This is a genomic window from Agromyces sp. Y575 (assembly GCF_059445445.1).
Genome location: NZ_JCAIUI010000003.1, coordinates 1 through 18,985, shown reverse-complemented (window position 1 = coordinate 18,985; position 18,985 = coordinate 1). Strand labels below are relative to the sequence as shown.

The following is an 18,985-nucleotide window of genomic DNA, read 5'->3' as shown; positions in this document are numbered from 1 at the left end:
GGGCGGCAACCCGGTCTGAGCTTCATGACAGCAGCGGAACCACCGCGGCCCTGACGGAAGGCACCAGTCATGAAGATCATCGTCATCGGAGGCACCGGCCTCATCGGCTCCAAGGTCGTCGAACACCTCACCGAGCACGGCCACGAGGCCGTCTCCGCCTCGCCGAACTCCGGCGTGAACACCATCACCGGCGAAGGGCTCGCCGAGGTGCTCGTCGGCGCGAACGTCGTGGTGGATGTCTCGAACTCGCCGTCGTTCGCCGCCGACGACGTGCTCGCGTTCTTCACGACCTCGACCAGGAACCTTCTCGCCGGCGAGCGGGAGGCCGGGGTCACCCACCACGTCGCCCTCTCCATCGTCGGCGCGGAGCTCCTGCCCAACAGCGGGTACCTGCGTGCGAAGGTCGCCCAGGAGAAGCTCATCGAGGAGTCGGGCCTGCCGTACTCCATCGTTCGCGCGACCCAGTTCTACGAGTTCATGGGCCGTATCGCCGACGAGGTGACCGTCGATGGCGTCGCTCGTGTGTCGACCGGGCTCATGCAGCCGATCGCGGCAGCGGATGTCTCGGCCACCGTGGCACGGATCGCCGCGGGCACGCCCCTCAACGGCACGCTCGAAATCGGCGGACCGCAGCGCATCGGCCAAGACGAGCTCGTCCGCACCATGCTCGAGGCCAAGGGCGACACCCGCACCGTGATCTCCGACCCCGAGGCGCACTACTTCGGTACGAAGCTCTCGGGCGGCGAACTCACCCCCGGTGCCGATGCCCAGCTCTCGACCGCGTCGTTCTCCGACTGGCTCACCGCCCAGTCGGCCTCGGTGAAGTAGCCCGCCATGCGCATCTCGGTCATCGGCGGCACCGGCCTCATCGGCACGCGACTCGTGGCGCGGCTCACGGCCGACGGCCACGACGTGGTCGTCGCGTCACGCGCGACAGGCGTCAACTCCTACACCGGCGAGGGTCTCGCGGAGGCTCTCGCCGGGGCGGAGGCGCTCATCGACGTCTCCAACTCGGACTACCTCGACGAGGCGGCCGCGAACGAGTTCTTCTACGGCTCGACGCTCAACCTGTTGACGTACGGCGCCGCGGCGGGGGTGGCGCACCACGTGGCGCTCTCGGTCGTCGGCACCGATCGGCTCGCTCGCACCGAGGGCGGGTACTTCGCCGCGAAAGCGGCGCAGGAGCGTCTCATCGTGCAGTCGGGTCGACCGTACTCGATCGTGCACGCCACCCAGTTCTTCGAGTTCATCGCGAACATCGCCGACGCCGGAACGAGCCGGAACGTCGTGCGGCTCTCACGGGCGCTCTTCCAGCCGATGGCCGCCGACGACGTCGCCGCCGCGGTGGCCAAGACCGCCGTCGGCACGCCCCTCTACCGGGTCGTCGAGTTCGCCGGTCCCGAGCAGTTCCGGCTCGAGGAGCTCGTGCGCCGCCAGTTGCGCACTCGAAACGACCTGCGCGACGTGAAGGTCGACCCGCTCGCCCGGTACTTCGGCACCGACCTCGACGAACGCGAACTGCTTCCCGGCGCCGACGCGACGATCGCGCCGACCCGGTACGAGGAGTGGCTCGCGGCCGGCGGGCGGCCGAGTGTCGACCTCGAAGGAGTCTCGTGACGCCGGGCACAACGTCCCGCAAGAGGCTCCCGCCGCATTCGCGGCAGCGGTCGTCGAGGTGACACGACCGGCCTGACGGTCGCTCGACCGAACACCAGAGCCCCTGACGGCAGACCGCGTGCAGGGAACGGTCGGCCGGAAGCCGTACAGTCGAGTCACCCCCCGTGTCTTGAGAGGAGACCGCCTGCCATGAGCAGCGACGCAGCCCTGGAAGTCTTCGACCGTCGTGAGTCGGAGGTGCGCGGGTACATCCGCTCATTCCCGACGGTGTTCGACCGCGCGACCGGTTCGACTCTCATCGACGCCGACGGGCGCGAATACCTCGACTTCTTCGCCGGCGCCGGCGTGCTCAACTACGGGCACAACAACCCCGCGTTCACTCGCGCCCTCATCGAGTACCTCGAGCGCGATGGCATCATCCACGGCCTCGACATGGCCACTTCCGCGAAGAAGGCGTTCATCGAGGCCTTCGAGCAGTACGTGCTCGAACCGCGGGGGCTCGACTACAAGATCCAGTTCACGGGGCCGACGGGCGCGAACGCGGTCGAGGCAGCACTCAAAGTCGCCCGCCAGGCGACCGGCCGCTCCACGGTCGTGGCGTTCACGAACGCGTTCCACGGGCTCAGCCTCGGCGCGCTCGCCGCGACAGGCAACAGCCACTACCGCGGCGCAGCTGGCGTCGGCCTCGACAACGTCACACGCCTGCCCTACGACGGCTACCTCGGAGCGGATGTCGACACGCTCGACCTGCTCGAGAAGATGCTCGACGACCCGGGTTCAGGTCTCGACCTGCCGGCAGCGGTCATCGTCGAAGCTGTGCAGGGCGAGGGCGGCATCAACGTCGCGAGCGCGACGTGGCTGCGGCGGCTCCGGGAGATCACGGCCGCACGCGGCATCCTGCTCATCCTCGACGACATCCAGGCCGGCGTCGGCCGCACCGGCACGTTCTTCGCGTTCGAAGAGGCTGGAATCGTGCCCGACATCGTCACGGTCTCGAAGTCGATCTCGGGCTCGGGGCTGCCGATGTCGCTCGTGCTGCTGCGCCCCGAGGTCGACGTGTGGAAGCCGGGCCAGCACACCGGCACGTTCCGCGGCAACAACCTCGCCTTCGTCTCCGCGCGGGCCGCGCTCGAGACCTACTGGGCCGACTCGGCGTTCACCGACGCGATCGCCGTGAAGTCTCGGTTGCTGCGCGCCGAACTCGAGCGCATCGCCGCCGACCACCCCGACCAGGGCTTCGTCGTCCGCGGCCGCGGCCTGATATTCGGTCTCGCCTGCGACGGCGACCGCGCGCTCGCGGGAAGCATCTCGGCCGAGGCGTTCCTTCGCGGCCTCGTGATCGAGACCTCGGGCGCCCACGATGAGGTGCTGAAGTTCCTGCCTGCGCTGACGATCTCAGAGGATGAGCTCGGCCGCGGCCTCGCCATCGTGCGCGAAAGCCTCGACGCGGTGCTCGCGCGCTGAGCTGCACGCGCTGACCCGGGTGCGGGTGCGGGTGCGGGTGCGGGGTGACGATGGTGACAGCGGCACCCAGGGCCGCTGAACGGGCGTCTGCTCACTGACCGCCGCGCTGCTCTCGGATCCAGCGGCGCCGCTCGGCGAGCATGACCTCGATGTCGCGCACACGCTCGAGTTCGACCTCGTCGATGGGATGCCCTGTCGTCTCGATCACGACGGTGACACCGCCGATGCGCCCTGCCGCTCGTGCGGTGTCACCGCTCGACCAGAGTTCGAACGGCTCGGCGACGCCGTCGACCGCGAGCGCGATGACTGCGTCGGGAGTCGGTGCCTCCTCGGCCGGCCACTGCGGTTCGAGCATGCGTGCGAACGCCTCATGCGCGATGCGCTCGGCGACCATGCTCCTCGGCTCGGTGACGTCGACCAGCACACCGACGCGCGGCCGGATGCCGGAATCGTCGAAGTTCGCGCCGTCCCACCCGACGGGGAGGAACATGATCGAGCGGATGCCGCTGCCGAACGCCCACTCCGAGAGGATCACCCGACCGGGCCATCCGCGAACCGCGTAGGCCGGTCGCTCCGCGAAGGAGCGGCGGATGTGCTCGTCGCCGTCATCGATGAGCGCCCAGAATTCGTCGGGCGTGAGTTGGCCGGCGAATTGCATGCCGCCACCCTGACGGAATCCGGCATCGCCCGCAAGGGCGACCGAGTCATCGCCGCCGGACTCAGCTCAGGACGCCAGCGCGGCACCCGGAATCGCGGCCAGCAGCTCTTGCGTGTACGGGTCTCGGGGGTTGTCGAAGATCTGCTCGGGCGTGCCGCTCTCCACGATGCGGCCCCGCTGCATGACGTGCACCTCGTCGGAGATCATGCGCACGACCGCGAGGTCGTGGCTGATGAAGAGGTAACTGAGCCCGAGGCGGGCCTGCAGGCCGGCGAGCAGTTCGAGGATCTGCGCCTGCACGAGCACGTCCAGCGCCGACACCGCCTCGTCGAGCACTACGAGGTCGGGCTCGAGGGCGAGGGCGCGGGCGATCGCGACACGCTGGCGCTGACCACCAGAGAGTTCGTGCGGCAGCCGAGACGACATGGCGACCGGCAGCGCGACCTGCTCGAGCAGCTCGGCGACACGCTTCCGGCGTGCGACCGAGTTGCCGACGCGGTGCACCTTGAGCGGCTCGGCGATCGACTCCTCGACCGTGTAGCGCGGGTCGAGGGAGGCGTACGGGTTCTGGAACACGGGCTGCACACGACGGCGGAACGCGAAGAGCTCGCGACGCTTCAAGCGCGTCAGGTCCGTTCCATCGAAGTCGATGCGGCCGGCCGTGATCTGCTCGAGGCCGAGCACGAGGTTCGCCGTCGTCGACTTTCCCGAACCCGACTCCCCCACGATCGAGACCGTCTTGCCACGTGGAATCGTGAAGCTCACACCGTCGACGGCGGTGAACTTCGTCGGTTCGCCCGCCTTCGGAGACCGCAGTGCGAACTCCTTGCGCAGATCGGTGACCTCGACGAGCGGGCGGGCGTCGACGTCGCCCCCGCGGACCGGCAGCGGCTCTCGCCTCGAGGCGAGACTCGGTGCTGCAGCCAGCAGCAGCCTCGTGTACTCGTGCTTCGGGTTCGTCAGCACCTCTGCCGAGGTGCCGGTCTCGACGACGTTGCCCCGGAACATCACGACGATGCGGTCGGCGCGCTCGGCAGCGAGCGCGAGGTCGTGGGTGATCAGGAAGACGGCCGTGCCCATCTCGCCCGTGAGCTCGTCGAGCTGGTCGAGGATGCGGCGCTGCACCGTGACGTCGAGCGCCGAGGTCGGTTCGTCGGCGATGAGCAGGCGCGGCTTGCAGGCGAGGCCCATGGCGATGAGGACGCGCTGCCGCATACCGCCAGAGAACTCGTGCGGATACTGGCGGGAGCGCTGCGCGGGGTCGGGAATCCCGACGAGCTCGAGCAGTTCGATCATCCGGGCACGCACGGCCTCCGCGGTGCCGTACCCATGAACCTCGAGCGCCTCGCCGATCTGTTCGCCGACGCGCATGAGGGGGTTGAGGTTCGACATGGGGTCTTGCGGCACGAGGCCGATGCCGACGCCGCGCAGCTGCACGAGCTCGTTCTCGCCCAGCTCGGTGATCTCGCGACCCTCGAAGCGGATGCTGCCCGCGGTGATGACGCCGTTGTCGGGCAGCAGTCGGTTGATCGCCGCGGCCGTCGTGGACTTGCCGGAGCCCGACTCGCCGACGACCGCAACGGTTTCCCCCGCCGCGACGTCGATGGAGACGTCGTTGACTGCGGTGACGAGTTCGCCGCCGGTGCGGAAGGCGACCGAAAGCCCGCTGATGCGGAGAACCGGTTCGTTCGAGGTCATGCGGCATTCACTCCTGTGTGCTGAGGGTCGAGGCGAGCGCTTCGAGCGCGCGCTGCCAGTGGAAGTCGGTCGGCTGCGGCTCATCCGCGAGCAGGCGGTTGCTCGCGAAGGCCACGGCGATGCGCCGGCCGGGCACGAAGCCCACGGCGCAGCCGGTGAATCCGGGGTGCCACAGCAGCGGCATCTGCTCGCCCCGCAGCACGAGCTCGCGGCGCCGCCAGCCGAGCGCCTGCTCGGGGTCGGGCCCTGCTGCGACGACATCTGCGGTGATGGCGGAATTCCAGAGCTCGGGTTGATCGTCGGCCCGGCTCAGTGCGGCCGCGACATCGAGCAGGTCGTCGATGGAGCCGAAGAGCCCCGCATGACCCGCGATGCCGCCGAACGCGTGGAAGCAGTTGCCGTCGTTGGCCGTGCCGTTCACCGACGCGGTACGCCAGGCGAACCCGTCATCGGGCCACAGGGCGGGGTACGGATGCCCCGTCGCGACCATGCGGCGTTCGACCTCGTCGCCCCGGGCGCTCGTCGCAACTTCGCCCGTGACGGGTCCGTAGCCGAGGGTGCTGAGCGCGAGCGGTCGCACGACGAGCTCGTCGACGGCCGCGACGAGCGACATGCCGGCGGCCGCCTCGACGACCCGGCCGAGGGTCATGAAGCCGAGATCGGAGTAGTGCCGCTCGGTGCGGGGCGCGTACCGGAGCGGGAGAGCGTCGAGCGCATCGAAGGGATCGGAGTCGGGGGCGAGGTAGAGCGGCTGCCACTCCCAGAGGCCCGCGCGATGCTGCAGCAGATCGCGAATGCTCGTGTCGGGCGCACCGCCGAAGCTCGGAACGAAGCTCACGACCCGGTCGTCGAACGAGAGCACGCCCGCCGACGCGAGGCGGTGCAACGCGGTCGTCGTGCCGACGACCTTGCTCACGGAGGCGAGGTCGTGCAGCGTGCCCCGGCTCATGGGCGTGCCATCCGGCCGCTCGGGAGCAGCGAGGCCGGCAGCGGCGACGGAGCGCTCACCGTCGATGTCGACGCCGATCACGCAGCCGGCCGGAGCGGCGGCGGCATCAGCCGCCACCACGGCTTCGGCAGCGGCTCGGAGGATCTCCTCGGTGCTCATGAGATCGGCGCTCATGCGGTCGACTCCTCGCCGCGGCGCAGGCGAAGTTCGGGTTCGCCGAACTCGTCCTGCGTGCGGGCGCCCCCATCGGGCAGCCAGCCGCGGCCCCGGTAGAACGCGATCGACGGCGCGTTCGCCTCGAAGACCCAGAGCGCGACCGAATTCGCACCGTCGTCACGCAGCGTCTCGTACGCGGTGTCGAGCAGCCGCGTGCCGAGTCCGAGGCCGCGAGCGTCGGGAGAGACGTAGAGCGAATGAACGGCACCGCCGTGGCCGTCGCGATCGCGGTCGCCCCGAGGCTCCACCGCGAACCGGGTGACGCCCTGCACGACGCCGTCGCTCTCGGCGACGAGCACGGTGCCCACGGGCGAGGCGAGTACCCGGCGCCAGAGCGCCTGCGCATGTGCATCCGTCATCGCATCGATCGCAGTGGCCGGGAGCACGCCGACGTAGCTCTCGCGCCAGCAGGCGAGGAAGACGGCGACGATGCCGTCGCGGTCGTCACTCGTCGCTGCGCGGAGCGTCACTGGCATGGCTCAGGCTCCCGCCTCGAGCACGAGGGAGCGCAGACCACCGGCGAGCGGCTGCGGCAGCACGAGCGGGCCATCGCCCGGCGTGATCGTGCCGAGGATGCGCGGTGCGCGCGCACCGGTGCCGCCCGGCACGGTCGCCGCGACGCCGTGCAGCGTGCACCAGCCGATGAGTGCGAAGGCGATCGCCTCTTTGCTGTCGGCCGGGGCGCCGAGTTCGTCGGCGAGCACGATCTCGACACCGGGCAGCGCTTCGCGGAGCCCGCCGAGAATCAGCGGATTGCGACATCCGCCGCCCGAGACGGCGAGGAAGCCGATGCCGGCCGAGTGCACGTCGCGGGCGACCGTGCGCACGGTCAGCTCGGTGAGGGTGCGGATGAGGTCGGGGACCTCGAGCGAACGGCCGATCCGCGCCTCCGCGGCGCGCACGTAGGCGAGGTGGAAGTGCTCCTTGCCCGTGCTCTTCGGCGCCGAAAGCGCGTAGTACGGGTCGTCGAGGAGCAGCGCGAGCAGCTCCTCGTCGACGGAGCCGCTCGCCGCGATACGCCCGTCTTCGTCGTAGCCGAGGGAATTGAGCGAGCTGTCGACGACGACCGCGTCGACGAGGGCGTTGGCCGGACCGATGTCGTAGGCGACGAGGGAGTCGCCGCCGATGACCGTCATGTTCGAGATGCCACCGAGGTTGAGCGCGGCCGAGACGCCCGCGTGATCGCGCAGCAGCAGCTCGTCGAGGAACGACACGAGCGGTGCACCATGCCCGCCGGCGACGATGTCCCTGATGCGCAGGTCGGAGACGACCGGCACGCCGAGGAGCTCCGCGATCCACGCGGGCTGGCCGATCTGCAGAGTGCCGAGTGCCTGGGCACCGTCGACCCAGTGATACACGGTCTGGCCGTGCGACGTGACGGCGTCGACGCCGCCCACCGCGTCGCGAGCGACGAGTGCGGCATCGGCGAACGCTTGGCCGATGAGGGTGTCGAGCTCGCAGATCTCGGCGAGCGTCGTCGGAGCCGGCGGCAATGCCGAGATGAGCCGCTCGCGCAGCTCGGGCGCATACGGGGTGCTCGCCTCGTGCAGCACCCGCCCCGAGAGAGCGCCTTCACGCTCGGTGAACTCGACGACGGCGACGTCGATGCCGTCGTGCGAAGTGCCCGAGATCATGCCGAGAACGCGCATCATGCACCTTCCATCGCGGGTCGGAGCCTGCCATCGGCAGCGGCGAGGCGCGCCGCCGCATCGCTCGGCGACAGGCCGAGGGCGAGGATGAGCACCGAGGACTTCACGTCGTAGCCGGTCTCGACCAGGGTCGCCACCGCGCGCTCGCGCGGCACCTCGGCGATCTCGGCCACCATGCGCACCGCGCGGTCGCGCAGCTTGTGGTTCGTGGGCTTCAAGTCGACCATGAAGCTGCCATAGGTCTTGCCCTGACGCACCATCACGATCGTCGAGAACATGTTGAGCACGAGCTTCTGCGCCGTGCCGGCCTTCAGCCGCGTCGAACCGGTCAGCACCTCGGGGCCGACGGCCACCTCGATCGGGAATTCGGCGACGGCGCTCAGCTGGGTGTCGAGGTTGCACGACAGCCCGACGGTGAGGGCGCCGAGCGCACGCGCACGCTCGATGGCCGCGATGACGTACGGGGTGCGACCGCTCGAGGCGATGCCGACGACCGTGTCGAGCGGCCCGATGCGAGCCTCGTCGATTGCGGCGGCTCCGGCCGGCGCATCGTCTTCGGCCCCTTCGGTGGGCGTCACGATCGCCGATGCCCCGCCTGCCATGATCGCGAAGACGAGCTCGGGCGGCGTGCTGAACGTGGGCGGGCATTCCGAGGCGTCGACCACGGCGATACGGCCCGGAGTACCGGCGCCGACGTAGACGAGACGCCCGCCACGCGACATCCGCTCGCTTGCTGCCTCGATCGCCGGAACGATCTGCGGCAGCGCACGGCCCACCGCGCCCGGAACCGTCGCGTCGGCCTCGTTCATGGCGCCCGCGATCTCCGCGACGGTCATGCGGTCGAGCTCCGCGTAACGCGGGTTGCTCGCCTCTGTGGCGAGGGTCGCCAGGTCATCGCCTTGCGTACTCATTTCTTTCCTCTGTTTCTGGGGTCGAGAGCGTCGCGCAGTCCGTCACCGAGCAGGTTCAGACCGACGACGAGAAGGACGATGACGACGCCGGGCGCGAACATCGTCCACGGCGCGATGCCGATGAGGGTTCGTGCCTCGAAGATCATGGAGCCGAGCGACGGGGCCGGCGGCGGCGTGCCGAGGCCGAGGAAGCTGAGCGACGCCTCGGTCAGCACCGCCCAGGAGAGCGAGAGCGTGACCTGCACGATGATGATCGAGGTGATGTTCGGCAGCACGTGGCGGAACATCACCATCGCCCGGCTCTGGCCGGTGCTCGTGGCCGCCTTGACGTACTCGATCTCGCGGAGCGACAGCACTGGGCCGCGCGTCACGCGGATGAAGATCGGCACATACACGATCGCGATGGCCACGGCGATCGTGAACCAGTTGCGGTCGAAGACCGAGGCGAGCGAGAGGGCGAGGAGCAGCGGCGGGAACGCGAACAGCACGTTCGTGAACCCCGAGATGACGCCGTCGGAGACGCCGCGGTAGAAGCCGGCGACGACGCCGCAGAGTGTGCCGACGACCGTCGCGAACGCCACGGCGACGAGCGAGATGAGTGCCGAGTTGGCGACGCCCGCTGCCACCCGCGAGAAGACGTCGCGGCCGAACTGGTCGGTACCGAACCAGTGCGCGGCCGACGGCGGCTGCAGGCGCGACGGCGGGTCCTGCGCGATCGGGTCGTACGGCAACAGCCCGAAGGCCGAGAGCAGGCTGAGCACGCCGAGGATGATGACGAGGATGAGACCGATGAGGCCGCTCCTGCTGCGGAGCAGGAGCCGAACCCGCTCCATCGTGCGCCCGCCGCCGGGAGCAAGGGTCGCCGATTGCGTGATGTCGGTCATGATGCACGCACCCTGGGGTCGATCATTCGATAGAGCAGGTCGGTCGCGAGGTTCACGAGCACGAAGGCGAGTGCGATGACGAGCACCGTGCTCTGCACGAGCGCGTACTCCTTCTGCTGGATGCCGAGCAGCACCTGGCGGCCGATGCCCGGCAGTGAGAAGATCTGCTCGACGACGACCGCGCCGCCGAGCAGGTAGCCGAACTGCAGGCCCGTCATCGTGACGATGGGCACGAGTGCGTTGCCGAGCACGTGCTTGGCCTGCAGCCGTCGCAGCGGAACGCCCTTCGCCTTGGCGGTGCGGATGAAGTCGTTCGAGCGGATCTCGAGCACCGCGGTGCGCGTCGTGCGCATGATCGGCGCTGCGATGCCGAAGCCGAGCACGATCGACGGCAGCAGCATCTGCTGCAGGTTCAGCCACGGGTTGTCGAAGAAGTAGGCGTAGCCCTGACCGTTCGGATTGAACCCGAACGTGGAGGCGAGCCACGCGAGGAGCGTCGTCGCGAGCAGGAACGCGGGGATCGACAGGCCGGCGAGGCCGATGACCTGCCCGAACGCGTCGCGCGGTGAGTCGGGCTTCGACGCCGAGAGCATGCCGAGCGGGATGCCGAGCGCGAGCGCCAGCACGATCGAGAAGATCGCCAGCTCGATCGTGACGGGCAGCGACTGGGCCGTCAGCTCGAGCACGCTCTGCTGCGCGCGGGCCGAGAAGCCGAGATTGCCGGTGAAGATGTTGCCGAGCCAGCTGAAGAACTGCACGAAGAGCGGCTGGTCGAGCCCGTAGTACGCCTCGAGCGCCTGCTGCTGCGCCGGGGTGAGCGCCGCGGCCTCGGTGCCGAGACCGGCCGTGATCTGGTTGCCGGGGATCGCCCGCAGCATGATGAAGACGAACACGGCGACACCGAGCAGCGTCGCCAGTGCGGCGAGGACGCGCCGGAGTACCGGGTTCCTGATGAGTCGTCGAAGCATGGTCTTCCGGGTTGAGCGAGGGTGAGCCGAGTTGAGCCGAACGGCGCGGCGCATGTGTGGTTGCCGCGCCGTTCGGGGCCTAGTTGACCGTCGTGGTTCGGAGGTACTGCAGCGAACCGTTGGCCATGGGAGTGAAGCCCGCCACCTCGGATGCCGCGGCGGTGTAGGTGTAGCTCGTGAAGAGCCAGATCCACGCCGCGTTGTCTTCGAGGTTCTCCGAGACCTGCGCGTAGATCTCCTTGCGTTCATCCGCGTCGGCGCTCTGCCTGCCCTCGGCGAAGAGCGCGTCGAGTTCGGGCGAGCTGTAGCCGGCGACCTGGTTCAGGTTGCCCGTGCTGGTGAAGTACCGGCCGTACATGCCGTCGGGGTCGGGGCGTCCGCCGTTGAGGGCGACGGCTGCGTCGAAGTCGGCGGCGACCCAGCGGTCGACGTATGCGCCCGACTCGAGTACTTCGAGGTCGAGCGTGATGTTCGCCTCGGCGAGCTGGGACTTGAGGTTCTGCGCCTCGTTGACGCTCGTCGCGTACTCGCCCTGCGAGACGATCGTCTTGATCGTCACGCCGTCGGACTTGCCGGCCTTGTCGAGGTAGTCGGCGGCCTTGTCGAGATCGCGCTCAGGGCAGGGGCGTGCGTCGGGGTCGGAGCGATATGCCGGTGAGGTGATCGGACCGGTCACTTCGCCCTCGCCGAGAGCGGCGGTGTCGAGCACCTCCTGGCGGTCGACGGCGCACTGGATGGCCAGGCGCACGTTCACGTCGGCGAGGTCGCCGCGCCGGGTATTCAGCTGCAGTGCGTGGTAGCTCAGCTGCGGCGTCTTCTCGACTGTGACGGCGGAGCCCTCAGCGGTCTGGGCGACGAGCGGGTCGTCGAAGATCGCGAGCTGCACGTTGCCGGACTGCATGGCCGAGACGATGGAGGACTCGTCGGGGATGACTCGGAACTCGACGGTGTCGAGCTTGACGGCATCGCCCCAGTACGCGTCGTTCTTGGCGAGGGTCAGCGACTGGCTGGGCTTGCGGTCGTCGAGCACGAACGGCCCGGTGCCGTTCGGTGTGGTGTTGAGGTCGGCCTCGGTGTCGTCGGAGGAGAGCATCGCCATGTTGACGACGGCGAGGTTCGCCGGCAGGCCCGAGTCGGGCGCGGTCAGGCTGAGCACGACGGTGTTCTCGTCGGGTGCCTCGACGGCGGCGACCGACGCGAGCGAGCTGCGCGCGACGGCTGCCGTCGCTTCGTCTTGGATGGCGTCGAGCGAGGACTTCACGTCTTCGGAGCCGAAGGTCGAACCGTCGGCGAACGTGACGCCCTCACGCAAGTGGAAGGTCACGGTCAGGCCGTCTTCCGAGACCTCCCACGACTCGGCGAGACCCGGCACGACCTCGAGGTCGGCGTCGAACTCGGTGAGCGTGCCGTAGAGGTTCTGCAGCACGTTGACGGCCTGGAACTGGGTGGCCTTCCAGGGGAAGAGCGTGTCGGGGTCGCTCGTGACGCCGAGGACGAGCGAGCCGCCTGCGGCCCCTGCGTCGGACGGGGCGGGCTCGGACGACGAGCAGCCGGTGATCGTCAAGGCGACGGCTGCGGCCAGGCCGACCGCCGCGAGGGCGCCGCGCGTGGCGCGGTTGCCTTCGTTCATGGGGGAACTCCTCAGGGCTAGTGCTGCCTCGTCCGGTGGTACATCGCTGTGGTGCGCCGGCTCGAAGAGCATCGATGATCTCAGTAGGTCACGAAAGTACATCACATGGACTACCCATGTAACAAACTTTCTCCTAGTGTTGTCTGCACGCGCCCGTGGCGGGCAAGAGAGTTGTCGACGAGGAGAACCCATGCCTGCACAGGAGGCCCGCACCGCGGAGCCCGGCCAACGCGCTGTGCTCGTGCGCATCCGGGCGATCCTCCCCGAGCTGCGCCCGAGCGAACAGCGCATCGCGTCGCTGTTCGTCACCGAACCGAGCGTGATCGCCGAGCTCTCGATCGCCGAACTCGCCGCGCGCTGCGACACCTCGACCACCTCGGTCGTGCGCTTCTGCAAGCGCATGGGCTATGAACACCTCAAAGACCTGCGCATGGACGTGCTGCGCGACATCGCCCGCGAGACGTTCGAGACGGCCGCCCTGCCCGAGGTCTCCGGCGACATCGACCGCGACGACAGCCTCGACGACATCGTGGCGAAGGTGTCGATGGCCGAGACGCTCTCGATCGCCGACACGGCGAAAGTGCTCGACATCGCCGCCCTCCAGTCGGCCGTCGACACGGTCGGCGCCGCGCACCGCGTCGACATCTTCGGTGTCGGAGCGAGTTCCTTCGTCGGGCTCGACCTGCAGCAGAAGCTCACCCGCATCGGTCGAACCGCCCTCAACTGGTCCGACCCGCACGCCGCGTGGACTTCGGCGGCGACGCTGCGCGCCGGAGCCGTCGCCATCGCCGTCTCACACAGCGGAAGCACCGTGGACACCATCGCGTTCCTCGCGATCGCGCGAGCAGCGGGGGCGACGACGATCGCGCTCACCAATCACGGCAGCTCCCCCCTCGCTGAGCACGCCGACATCGTGTTGACCACGGCCGCGCGTGAGACCGGCTTCCGCTCAGGCGCGCTCGGCAGCCGCATCGCGCAGCTCATGGTCGTCGACTGCGTCTTCATCGGCGTCGCGCAGGCCAGCTACGACGAGTCGATGGATGCGATCCGCAACACCTATGCCGCCGTCCACCATCTCCGCGCGCGCGCCTGACATCTCCGCGCGCGCCTGACCGCCCGACCAGCCTCCACAGGAAGCCGCAACGCATGACCTCGCCCGCAACCGCCCAGCGCTCCGCCGTCGGCCCAGGCGACGAACGACTCGCCGCCGAGCTCGGCCGACTCCTCGGCACGACCGGGTCGGATGTCTCGGTCGCCGAGTTCGACCGCATCGTCGCGGGCGTCGACGCATCCCACGTGCTGCTGACCCCCGCTGCAGTGGTCACGGCCCGAAGCGTCGACCAGGTCGCGGCCGTGTTCGGGTTCGCGGCCGACGCGGGCCTCGGCGTCACCGTGCGATCGGGCGGTACGAGCCTCTCGGGGCAGGCGGCGAGCGAGGGGATCCTGCTCGACACACGCACCGCCTTCCGACGCATCCAGCCCGAGGCCGGTGGCGAGCGGGTGCGCGTGCAGCCGGGCGCGACGGTGCGCCAGGTGAACGCCCGACTCCTCCGGCACGGCCGCAAGCTCGGCCCCGACCCGGCCAGCGAGATCGCCGCGACCATCGGCGGCGTGATCGCCAACAACTCCAGCGGCATGGCGTGCGGCACGCACCACAACAGTTACCGCACGCTCGCAACGTTGACGTTGGTGCTGCCGAGCGGCACGGTTGTCGACACATCCGTGCCCGATGCCGACTGTCGACTCGCCGAAGCCGAGCCCGAACTGCACGCCGGCCTCGCCCGGCTCCGCGATCTGGTGCGGGGCCGCGCCGATCTGCGCGTTGAGATCGAGCGTCAGTATCGCGGCAAGAACACCATGGGGTACGGCCTCAACTCCTTCCTCGACTTCACCGAACCGGTCGAGATCCTCGCGCACCTCATGGTCGGCAGCGAAGGCACCCTCGGCTTCGTCGCCGAGGCCGTATTCGACACAGTGGCGATCGCCTCGAGCATCGCCACCGCCCTCCTGGTCTTCCCGACCCTCGAGGCGGCCACCGGCATCCTGCCCGTGCTCGTCGAGACCGGCGCCGCGACCCTCGAGCTCATGGACGCGGCGTCGCTCCGAGTCATCCAGGCCGACCCCGCGGCATCCGGCATCATCGACGACCTCGTGATCGACGGCCATGCCGCCCTCCTCGTCGAGTACCACGGCAGCGACGACGCCCACCTCGCCGAGCAGCTCGACCGGGCCGGTGTCGCGCTCGCTGCCGCAGGCGCACCCGCCCTCGATGTGACGCGCGATGCGAAGGAACGCGCCCGGCTCTGGCACTTCCGCAAAGGCCTCTACGCCGCGATCGCGGGAGCCCGCCGGCCGGGCACCACCGCGTTGCTCGAAGACATCGCGGTGCCGGTCGAGCAACTGGCGGCGACCTGCGCCTCACTACAAGAGCTGTTCGAGCGACACGGCTACGCCGACGCCGTGATCTTCGGCCACGCGAAAGACGGCAACATCCACTTCCTGCTCACCGAGGACTTCACCGCCGAGGGTTCGATCGCGAGGCAGGCGCGCTTCACCGAGGAGCTCGTCGAGCTCGTGCTCGGCGCCGGCGGAACGCTGAAGGCCGAGCACGGCACGGGCCGCATCATGGCGCCCTTCGTCGAGCGCCAGTTCGGCGCCGAGCTCTACGCCGTCATGCGCGAGATCAAGGCACTCTGCGACCCCGACGGCGTCTTGAACCCCGGTGTGCTGCTCACCGACTCGCCGACCGCGCACCTCGAGCACCTGAAGCTCACGCCCGAAGTCGAGGCCGAGGTCGACCGCTGCGTCGAGTGCGGGTACTGCGAACCGGTCTGCCCGAGCAAAGACGTCACGATCACGCCGCGCCAGCGCATTGCGGTGCGCCGGGCGCGAGCCGCGGCAAAGGCTGCGGGAGACACTGCGCTCGACGCACGCCTCGCCGCTGCCGAGGAGTACTCCTCGGTCGAGACCTGCGCGGCCGACGGAATGTGCCAGACGGCGTGCCCGGTGCTCATCAACACGGGTGATCTCGTGCGGCGACTGCGCGAGCAGGATGCGAACGCGCCGACCCGCACGATCGCGGCCGGACTCGCCGACAGCTGGGGCGTCGTGAGCCGAGGCGCGTCGCTCGCCCTGACCGCAGCGAAGGCTGTTCCGCCGATCGCCACCGCGGCGAGCGCCGCCGGGCGCGCCGTGCTCGGCAGCGACGTCGTGCCGCAATGGACGAGCGACCTGCCGCGCGGCGGTCCGAAGCGGGCGCATGCCTCCTCCGCCTCCGGCGAGATCGTGTTCTTCTCCGCCTGCGTCGGCTCGATGTTCGGCCCGGCAGAGGGCAGCATCGGCGCGGCATCCGCGTTCCGGCTGCTCTGCGAACGGGCCGGCGTCGAACTCATCACGCCCGCCCGCATCGACGGCCTGTGCTGCGGCACGCCCTGGAAGTCGAAGGGTCTCGCGGCCGGCTACCGCACGGCGATCGAGAAGACCGTGCGGGCGCTGCTCGCTGCTTCCGACGGCGGGCGATTGCCGATCGTCTGCGACAACTCCTCGTGCACCGAGGGGCTCGTGCACGCGCTCGAGAACGTCGGCGAGCTCGACGGCACGCCAGTCTCGCTCCGCATCGTCGACGCGGTCGACTTCGCCGCCGAGCACCTGCTCCCAGCGCTCGACGTGAGTGAGCAGCTCGACTCGCTCGCGCTGCATCCAACGTGCTCGAGCACGCGACTCGGCTCGAACGACCACCTCCGCGAACTCGCGAGCGCCGTGGCCGTCGACGCGGTCGTGCCGGATGCCTGGGGCTGCTGCGCGTTCGCCGGTGACCGGGGCATGCTCCACCCCGAGCTCACGGCATCGGCCACTGCCGCTGAGGCGGCGGAGCTCGCCGAGCGCGACTTCGATGCGCACGCCTCGTGCAACCGCACGTGCGAGATCGGCATGACGCGCGCGACGGGCGAGCCGTACGTGCACATTCTGGAGCTGCTCGAGCGCTCGACCCGCTGAGATCCGGAGCCGGTCACGCGCCGTCAAGCGCCGTCAACGCGGCTCGTGAGGATCGGCCAACACTTCCAGGCTCTCGAAGAGACGCTCGCGTTGAGCTTCGTTCAGTGCACGCGCAGGAGGACCGGTCGGATGCGATCGCCGCCGCGATCGGCCATCGGGCGGAGCGGCACGGGCTTCGCTGACGCGCTCGCCGTCGGCACCGGCGGCACGGGCTTCGCTGACGCGCTCGCCGTCGGCACCGGCGGCACCGGCTCGGTGACGCATCGAGGCGCACGTCAGCCCGTCCCATCACCACCAGCCGTGGCCGCGGCATCCGTCCCGCCAACCGCGATCGCCCGAGAACACATCGTCGATCCGCCAGACTTCACCGTCGAGAGTAACGACGAAGGCGGCGTCACGTGTGAAGTCCAGCGACGTCGGGCGGTCGAGTCCGTCGACGACGACCTCGAATGTGCCGCCCCGGTCGACCTTCAGCAGCGCTCCGGTGTCGGGCAGCGCGGGCGAACCCTCGGGCTCGCCTTCCGGCCAGTCTCCCTGCGAGAGGGCGTAGAGGCCGCACTTGCTTCCCTCTACGTCAACGAGGAGGGGGAATCCGGATGCCACGTCACGAGGTGTCGGGCGCCAGAGGCTGAGCGAGACGACCTTGCCGTCCTCCGGGTTGTGCGGAACAGGTCCGGCTTCGGCGACGTAGAGCTTCGGCCCGACGAGGTCGAGTCCCGTAGGCACGATGTTCTCGAACTGCGTCAATTGCGTGACCCGGCCAGACAGGGCCGCGAACACCAGTCGGTTGTGATGGCCGTCGGTGACCAGGAACCCGCCCGGTACCGGCTCCATCGCGTACTGCACACCACCAGGGATGAAGAATGCCGTCGGGGGTGGATTCGCGATCGACCATGCGCCGATGTCCACGACGAGGGTGTTACTGTCTGCGTCGTCGATGCGATAGATGCCGCTGACCGAGGTGCCACCCGCATCGGGTCCGACCAGCGTCACGAGCGCGTACGCGGTCTTTCCGAGGAACCCGACGTCGATCACGCCGCCGATGGGATTGACCGCCGGCGGCAAACCGCTGGCGAAGGTCGATACGGTCCCGGTCTTCGTATCGATGCGGGCGATCTCGCCCGTCGCCCCCTCGGCCACGTAGAGGGCGCCGTCCGGCCCGATCGTGCTGCCGCTCGTGCCCTGCAACCCCGATGCGAGCAGCGTGGCCACCGGCTCGGACTCGTCGTCGTGTCCGCCGCTCGCGTTCGCGATCGACGGCATGAGGAGCGAAGGCAGCAATGCCACCGTCATGACTGCGCCGAGGAGCGCAGTCCGCTTGAGACCCATTTCTCTACCTCCCGTTACCTACGAGAAGGCCGGCCGCACACCGCTGCTGCGGTCGTACCCCCAGGCGCTGCCCGACGTCGGTTCACGGAAGTCCTCGCTGCACCTCTGGGCAGCTCGTCGCCAAGCATGCTCCTGCATGAGGGAATCGTCAAGGAATCCTCATGTCCGCATGTCTTCGGAATTGCTTCAGGGGCGAAGTGCAGGTGAAGGACGCCGTCGCTGTGTCAGGTGCTTGTTCTTTGCTGATGTCGCCACGGACTTCTCCCACGACTTCTCCCCCCGACTCCTCCTCCACAGGTGACCGTCGGCGGAAGTTATTCACAGGCTGACCGGCAGTTTCGCTGCGGTTCCGGGTCGGTTGGAATGTCGGTGGGTGCCGGCAGAATGGCATCATGACCACCACCGCCGAAGCGTTCGAGCAGCTGCGATCCTCGCTGCTCGACGTCGCGGGGTTCGATGATGCTGCGCGGTGGTCCGATGACGAGTTGCTCGCCGTGACGGCCGCGATCGAAGCGGCCGGGCGGGTCCTCGACGCACACCGGGTGGCCTGCGCCGGCGAGATCGGGGAACGGTCCCGGGTCGAGCTCGGCAGTGAACGATTGTCGACCCGTCGTGGGTGCCGCTCGCCCGGCGAGCTGCTCGAGCGAGTCAGCCAGGTCTCGGGCGGAGAAGCGCGGCGGCGCATCGCGCTCGGCACGGCCACCCGGGCCCGCACGGGTCTGACCGGTGACCTGATGGAGGCGCAATTTCCCGAGGTCGCGGCGGCGCTGGCCGATGGCGAGTTGGGGGCAGATGCCGCGGGCACGATCGTCCGCGAGCTCGATGCCACCCGGCGAGTGGCCGACCCCGTCGCCCTCCGTACCGCCGAACACGAACTCGTCGCAGCTGCGATCGCGTCCGGTGACGCGTACCCGGTGCGGTGCACGGCTGATGAGGTTCGGGTGCAAGCGCAGGCGTGGGCCGCGTTCCTCGATCAAGACGGCCCCGAACCCGACGACGAACGCGCGATGCGGCGC

The 18,985-nt window shown here is 69.5% G+C and carries 16 protein-coding genes; 6 read left to right on the top strand and 10 right to left on the bottom strand.

The genetic code is table 11. From position 1 onward, the window contains the following. The first annotated feature begins 69 nt into the window (after positions 1-69). From AC1C2U_RS12070 to ectB, 3 genes are all read left to right on the top strand, one after another. The gene (locus tag AC1C2U_RS12070; RefSeq protein WP_495362009.1) at positions 70-828 is read left to right on the top strand and encodes an SDR family oxidoreductase; all 759 of its coding nucleotides are present in this window, start codon (positions 70-72) and stop codon (positions 826-828) included. A 6-nt stretch (positions 829-834) separates the two neighbouring features. Further along, a complete protein-coding gene (locus tag AC1C2U_RS12065; protein WP_495362008.1) occupies positions 835-1,617 on the top strand; it encodes an SDR family oxidoreductase in 783 nt (260 codons plus the stop codon). 189 nt (positions 1,618-1,806) lie between these two features. Then, on the top strand, positions 1,807-3,081 hold the full coding sequence (gene ectB, locus AC1C2U_RS12060) for a diaminobutyrate--2-oxoglutarate transaminase (RefSeq protein WP_495362007.1): 1,275 nt from the start codon (positions 1,807-1,809) through the stop codon (positions 3,079-3,081). A gap of 91 nt (positions 3,082-3,172) precedes the next feature. Here ectB and AC1C2U_RS12055 read toward each other — a convergent pair whose 3' ends face one another. The 9 genes from AC1C2U_RS12055 to AC1C2U_RS12015 all read right to left on the bottom strand — a co-directional run bounded on the left by AC1C2U_RS12055 (position 3,173) and on the right by AC1C2U_RS12015 (position 12,644). Beyond that, positions 3,173-3,739 (bottom strand): hypothetical protein, encoded by a 567-nt coding sequence (locus AC1C2U_RS12055; RefSeq protein WP_495362006.1) that lies wholly within the window; start codon positions 3,737-3,739, stop codon positions 3,173-3,175. 66 nt (positions 3,740-3,805) lie between these two features. Then, complete coding sequence (locus AC1C2U_RS12050) at positions 3,806-5,437, bottom strand: ABC transporter ATP-binding protein (protein ID WP_495362005.1); 1,632 nt, start codon at positions 5,435-5,437, stop codon at positions 3,806-3,808. A gap of 7 nt (positions 5,438-5,444) precedes the next feature. Further along, positions 5,445-6,560 carry a serine hydrolase domain-containing protein gene (locus tag AC1C2U_RS12045; protein ID WP_495362004.1) on the bottom strand — a complete coding sequence of 372 codons (1,116 nt, stop codon included), beginning with the start codon at positions 6,558-6,560 and terminating at the stop codon, positions 5,445-5,447. Next, positions 6,557-7,078, bottom strand: a complete 522-nt coding sequence (locus AC1C2U_RS12040) for a GNAT family N-acetyltransferase (protein ID WP_495362003.1) — start codon at positions 7,076-7,078, stop codon at positions 6,557-6,559. The genes AC1C2U_RS12045 and AC1C2U_RS12040 overlap by 4 nt, the downstream gene beginning before the upstream one ends. Before the next feature lie 3 nt (positions 7,079-7,081). Beyond that, positions 7,082-8,254: an anhydro-N-acetylmuramic acid kinase gene (locus tag AC1C2U_RS12035; RefSeq protein WP_495362002.1), complete on the bottom strand. Its 1,173-nt coding sequence runs from the start codon at positions 8,252-8,254 to the stop codon at positions 7,082-7,084. Beyond that, on the bottom strand, positions 8,251-9,162 hold the full coding sequence (gene murQ, locus AC1C2U_RS12030) for an N-acetylmuramic acid 6-phosphate etherase (protein ID WP_495362001.1): 912 nt from the start codon (positions 9,160-9,162) through the stop codon (positions 8,251-8,253). Before murQ ends, AC1C2U_RS12035 begins: the two co-directional genes overlap by 4 nt. Beyond that, on the bottom strand, positions 9,159-10,046 hold the full coding sequence (locus tag AC1C2U_RS12025) for an ABC transporter permease (RefSeq protein WP_495362000.1): 888 nt from the start codon (positions 10,044-10,046) through the stop codon (positions 9,159-9,161). The genes murQ and AC1C2U_RS12025 overlap by 4 nt, the downstream gene beginning before the upstream one ends. Next, a complete protein-coding gene (locus tag AC1C2U_RS12020; RefSeq protein WP_495361999.1) occupies positions 10,043-11,014 on the bottom strand; it encodes an ABC transporter permease in 972 nt (323 codons plus the stop codon). The genes AC1C2U_RS12025 and AC1C2U_RS12020 overlap by 4 nt, the downstream gene beginning before the upstream one ends. Positions 11,015-11,093: 79 nt before the next feature. After that, on the bottom strand, positions 11,094-12,644 hold the full coding sequence (locus AC1C2U_RS12015; protein ID WP_495361998.1) for an ABC transporter substrate-binding protein: 1,551 nt from the start codon (positions 12,642-12,644) through the stop codon (positions 11,094-11,096). Between the two features lie 190 nt (positions 12,645-12,834). Here AC1C2U_RS12015 and AC1C2U_RS12010 point away from each other — a divergent pair, with 190 nt between their 5' ends. Continuing rightward, the gene (locus AC1C2U_RS12010; protein ID WP_495361997.1) at positions 12,835-13,737 is read left to right on the top strand and encodes a MurR/RpiR family transcriptional regulator; all 903 of its coding nucleotides are present in this window, start codon (positions 12,835-12,837) and stop codon (positions 13,735-13,737) included. Between the two features lie 53 nt (positions 13,738-13,790). Further along, on the top strand, positions 13,791-16,640 hold the full coding sequence (locus tag AC1C2U_RS12005; protein ID WP_495361996.1) for an FAD-binding and (Fe-S)-binding domain-containing protein: 2,850 nt from the start codon (positions 13,791-13,793) through the stop codon (positions 16,638-16,640). Between the two features lie 288 nt (positions 16,641-16,928). Here AC1C2U_RS12005 and AC1C2U_RS12000 read toward each other — a convergent pair whose 3' ends face one another. Further along, positions 16,929-17,969, bottom strand: a complete 1,041-nt coding sequence (locus AC1C2U_RS12000) for a ScyD/ScyE family protein (protein ID WP_495361995.1) — start codon at positions 17,967-17,969, stop codon at positions 16,929-16,931. A gap of 392 nt (positions 17,970-18,361) precedes the next feature. Between AC1C2U_RS12000 and AC1C2U_RS11995 the strand changes: the two genes are divergently transcribed. Continuing rightward, the coding region (locus AC1C2U_RS11995; RefSeq protein ID WP_495361994.1) for a DUF222 domain-containing protein at positions 18,362-18,985 on the top strand (624 nt) is incomplete at its 3' end.

Excerpts from the sequence above, each read along its gene's own strand:
- AC1C2U_RS12045 (WP_495362004.1), bottom strand. The coding sequence starts at position 6,560 with ATGAGCGCCGATCTCATGAGCACCGAGGAGATCCTCCGAGCCGCTGCC.
- AC1C2U_RS12015 (WP_495361998.1), bottom strand. The coding sequence starts at position 12,644 with ATGAACGAAGGCAACCGCGCCACGCGCGGCGCCCTCGCGGCGGTCGGC.
- AC1C2U_RS12035 (WP_495362002.1), bottom strand. The coding sequence starts at position 8,254 with ATGATGCGCGTTCTCGGCATGATCTCGGGCACTTCGCACGACGGCATC.
- AC1C2U_RS12005 (WP_495361996.1), top strand. The coding sequence starts at position 13,791 with ATGACCTCGCCCGCAACCGCCCAGCGCTCCGCCGTCGGCCCAGGCGAC.
- AC1C2U_RS12010 (WP_495361997.1), top strand. The coding sequence starts at position 12,835 with ATGCCTGCACAGGAGGCCCGCACCGCGGAGCCCGGCCAACGCGCTGTG.
- AC1C2U_RS12070 (WP_495362009.1), top strand. The coding sequence starts at position 70 with ATGAAGATCATCGTCATCGGAGGCACCGGCCTCATCGGCTCCAAGGTC.
- AC1C2U_RS12020 (WP_495361999.1), bottom strand. The coding sequence starts at position 11,014 with ATGCTTCGACGACTCATCAGGAACCCGGTACTCCGGCGCGTCCTCGCC.
- ectB (WP_495362007.1), top strand. The coding sequence starts at position 1,807 with ATGAGCAGCGACGCAGCCCTGGAAGTCTTCGACCGTCGTGAGTCGGAG.
- AC1C2U_RS12025 (WP_495362000.1), bottom strand. The coding sequence starts at position 10,046 with ATGACCGACATCACGCAATCGGCGACCCTTGCTCCCGGCGGCGGGCGC.
- AC1C2U_RS12055 (WP_495362006.1), bottom strand. The coding sequence starts at position 3,739 with ATGCAATTCGCCGGCCAACTCACGCCCGACGAATTCTGGGCGCTCATC.
- AC1C2U_RS12065 (WP_495362008.1), top strand. The coding sequence starts at position 835 with ATGCGCATCTCGGTCATCGGCGGCACCGGCCTCATCGGCACGCGACTC.
- murQ (WP_495362001.1), bottom strand. The coding sequence starts at position 9,162 with ATGAGTACGCAAGGCGATGACCTGGCGACCCTCGCCACAGAGGCGAGC.
- AC1C2U_RS12040 (WP_495362003.1), bottom strand. The coding sequence starts at position 7,078 with ATGCCAGTGACGCTCCGCGCAGCGACGAGTGACGACCGCGACGGCATC.
- AC1C2U_RS12050 (WP_495362005.1), bottom strand. The coding sequence starts at position 5,437 with ATGACCTCGAACGAACCGGTTCTCCGCATCAGCGGGCTTTCGGTCGCC.
- AC1C2U_RS12000 (WP_495361995.1), bottom strand. The coding sequence starts at position 17,969 with ATGGGTCTCAAGCGGACTGCGCTCCTCGGCGCAGTCATGACGGTGGCA.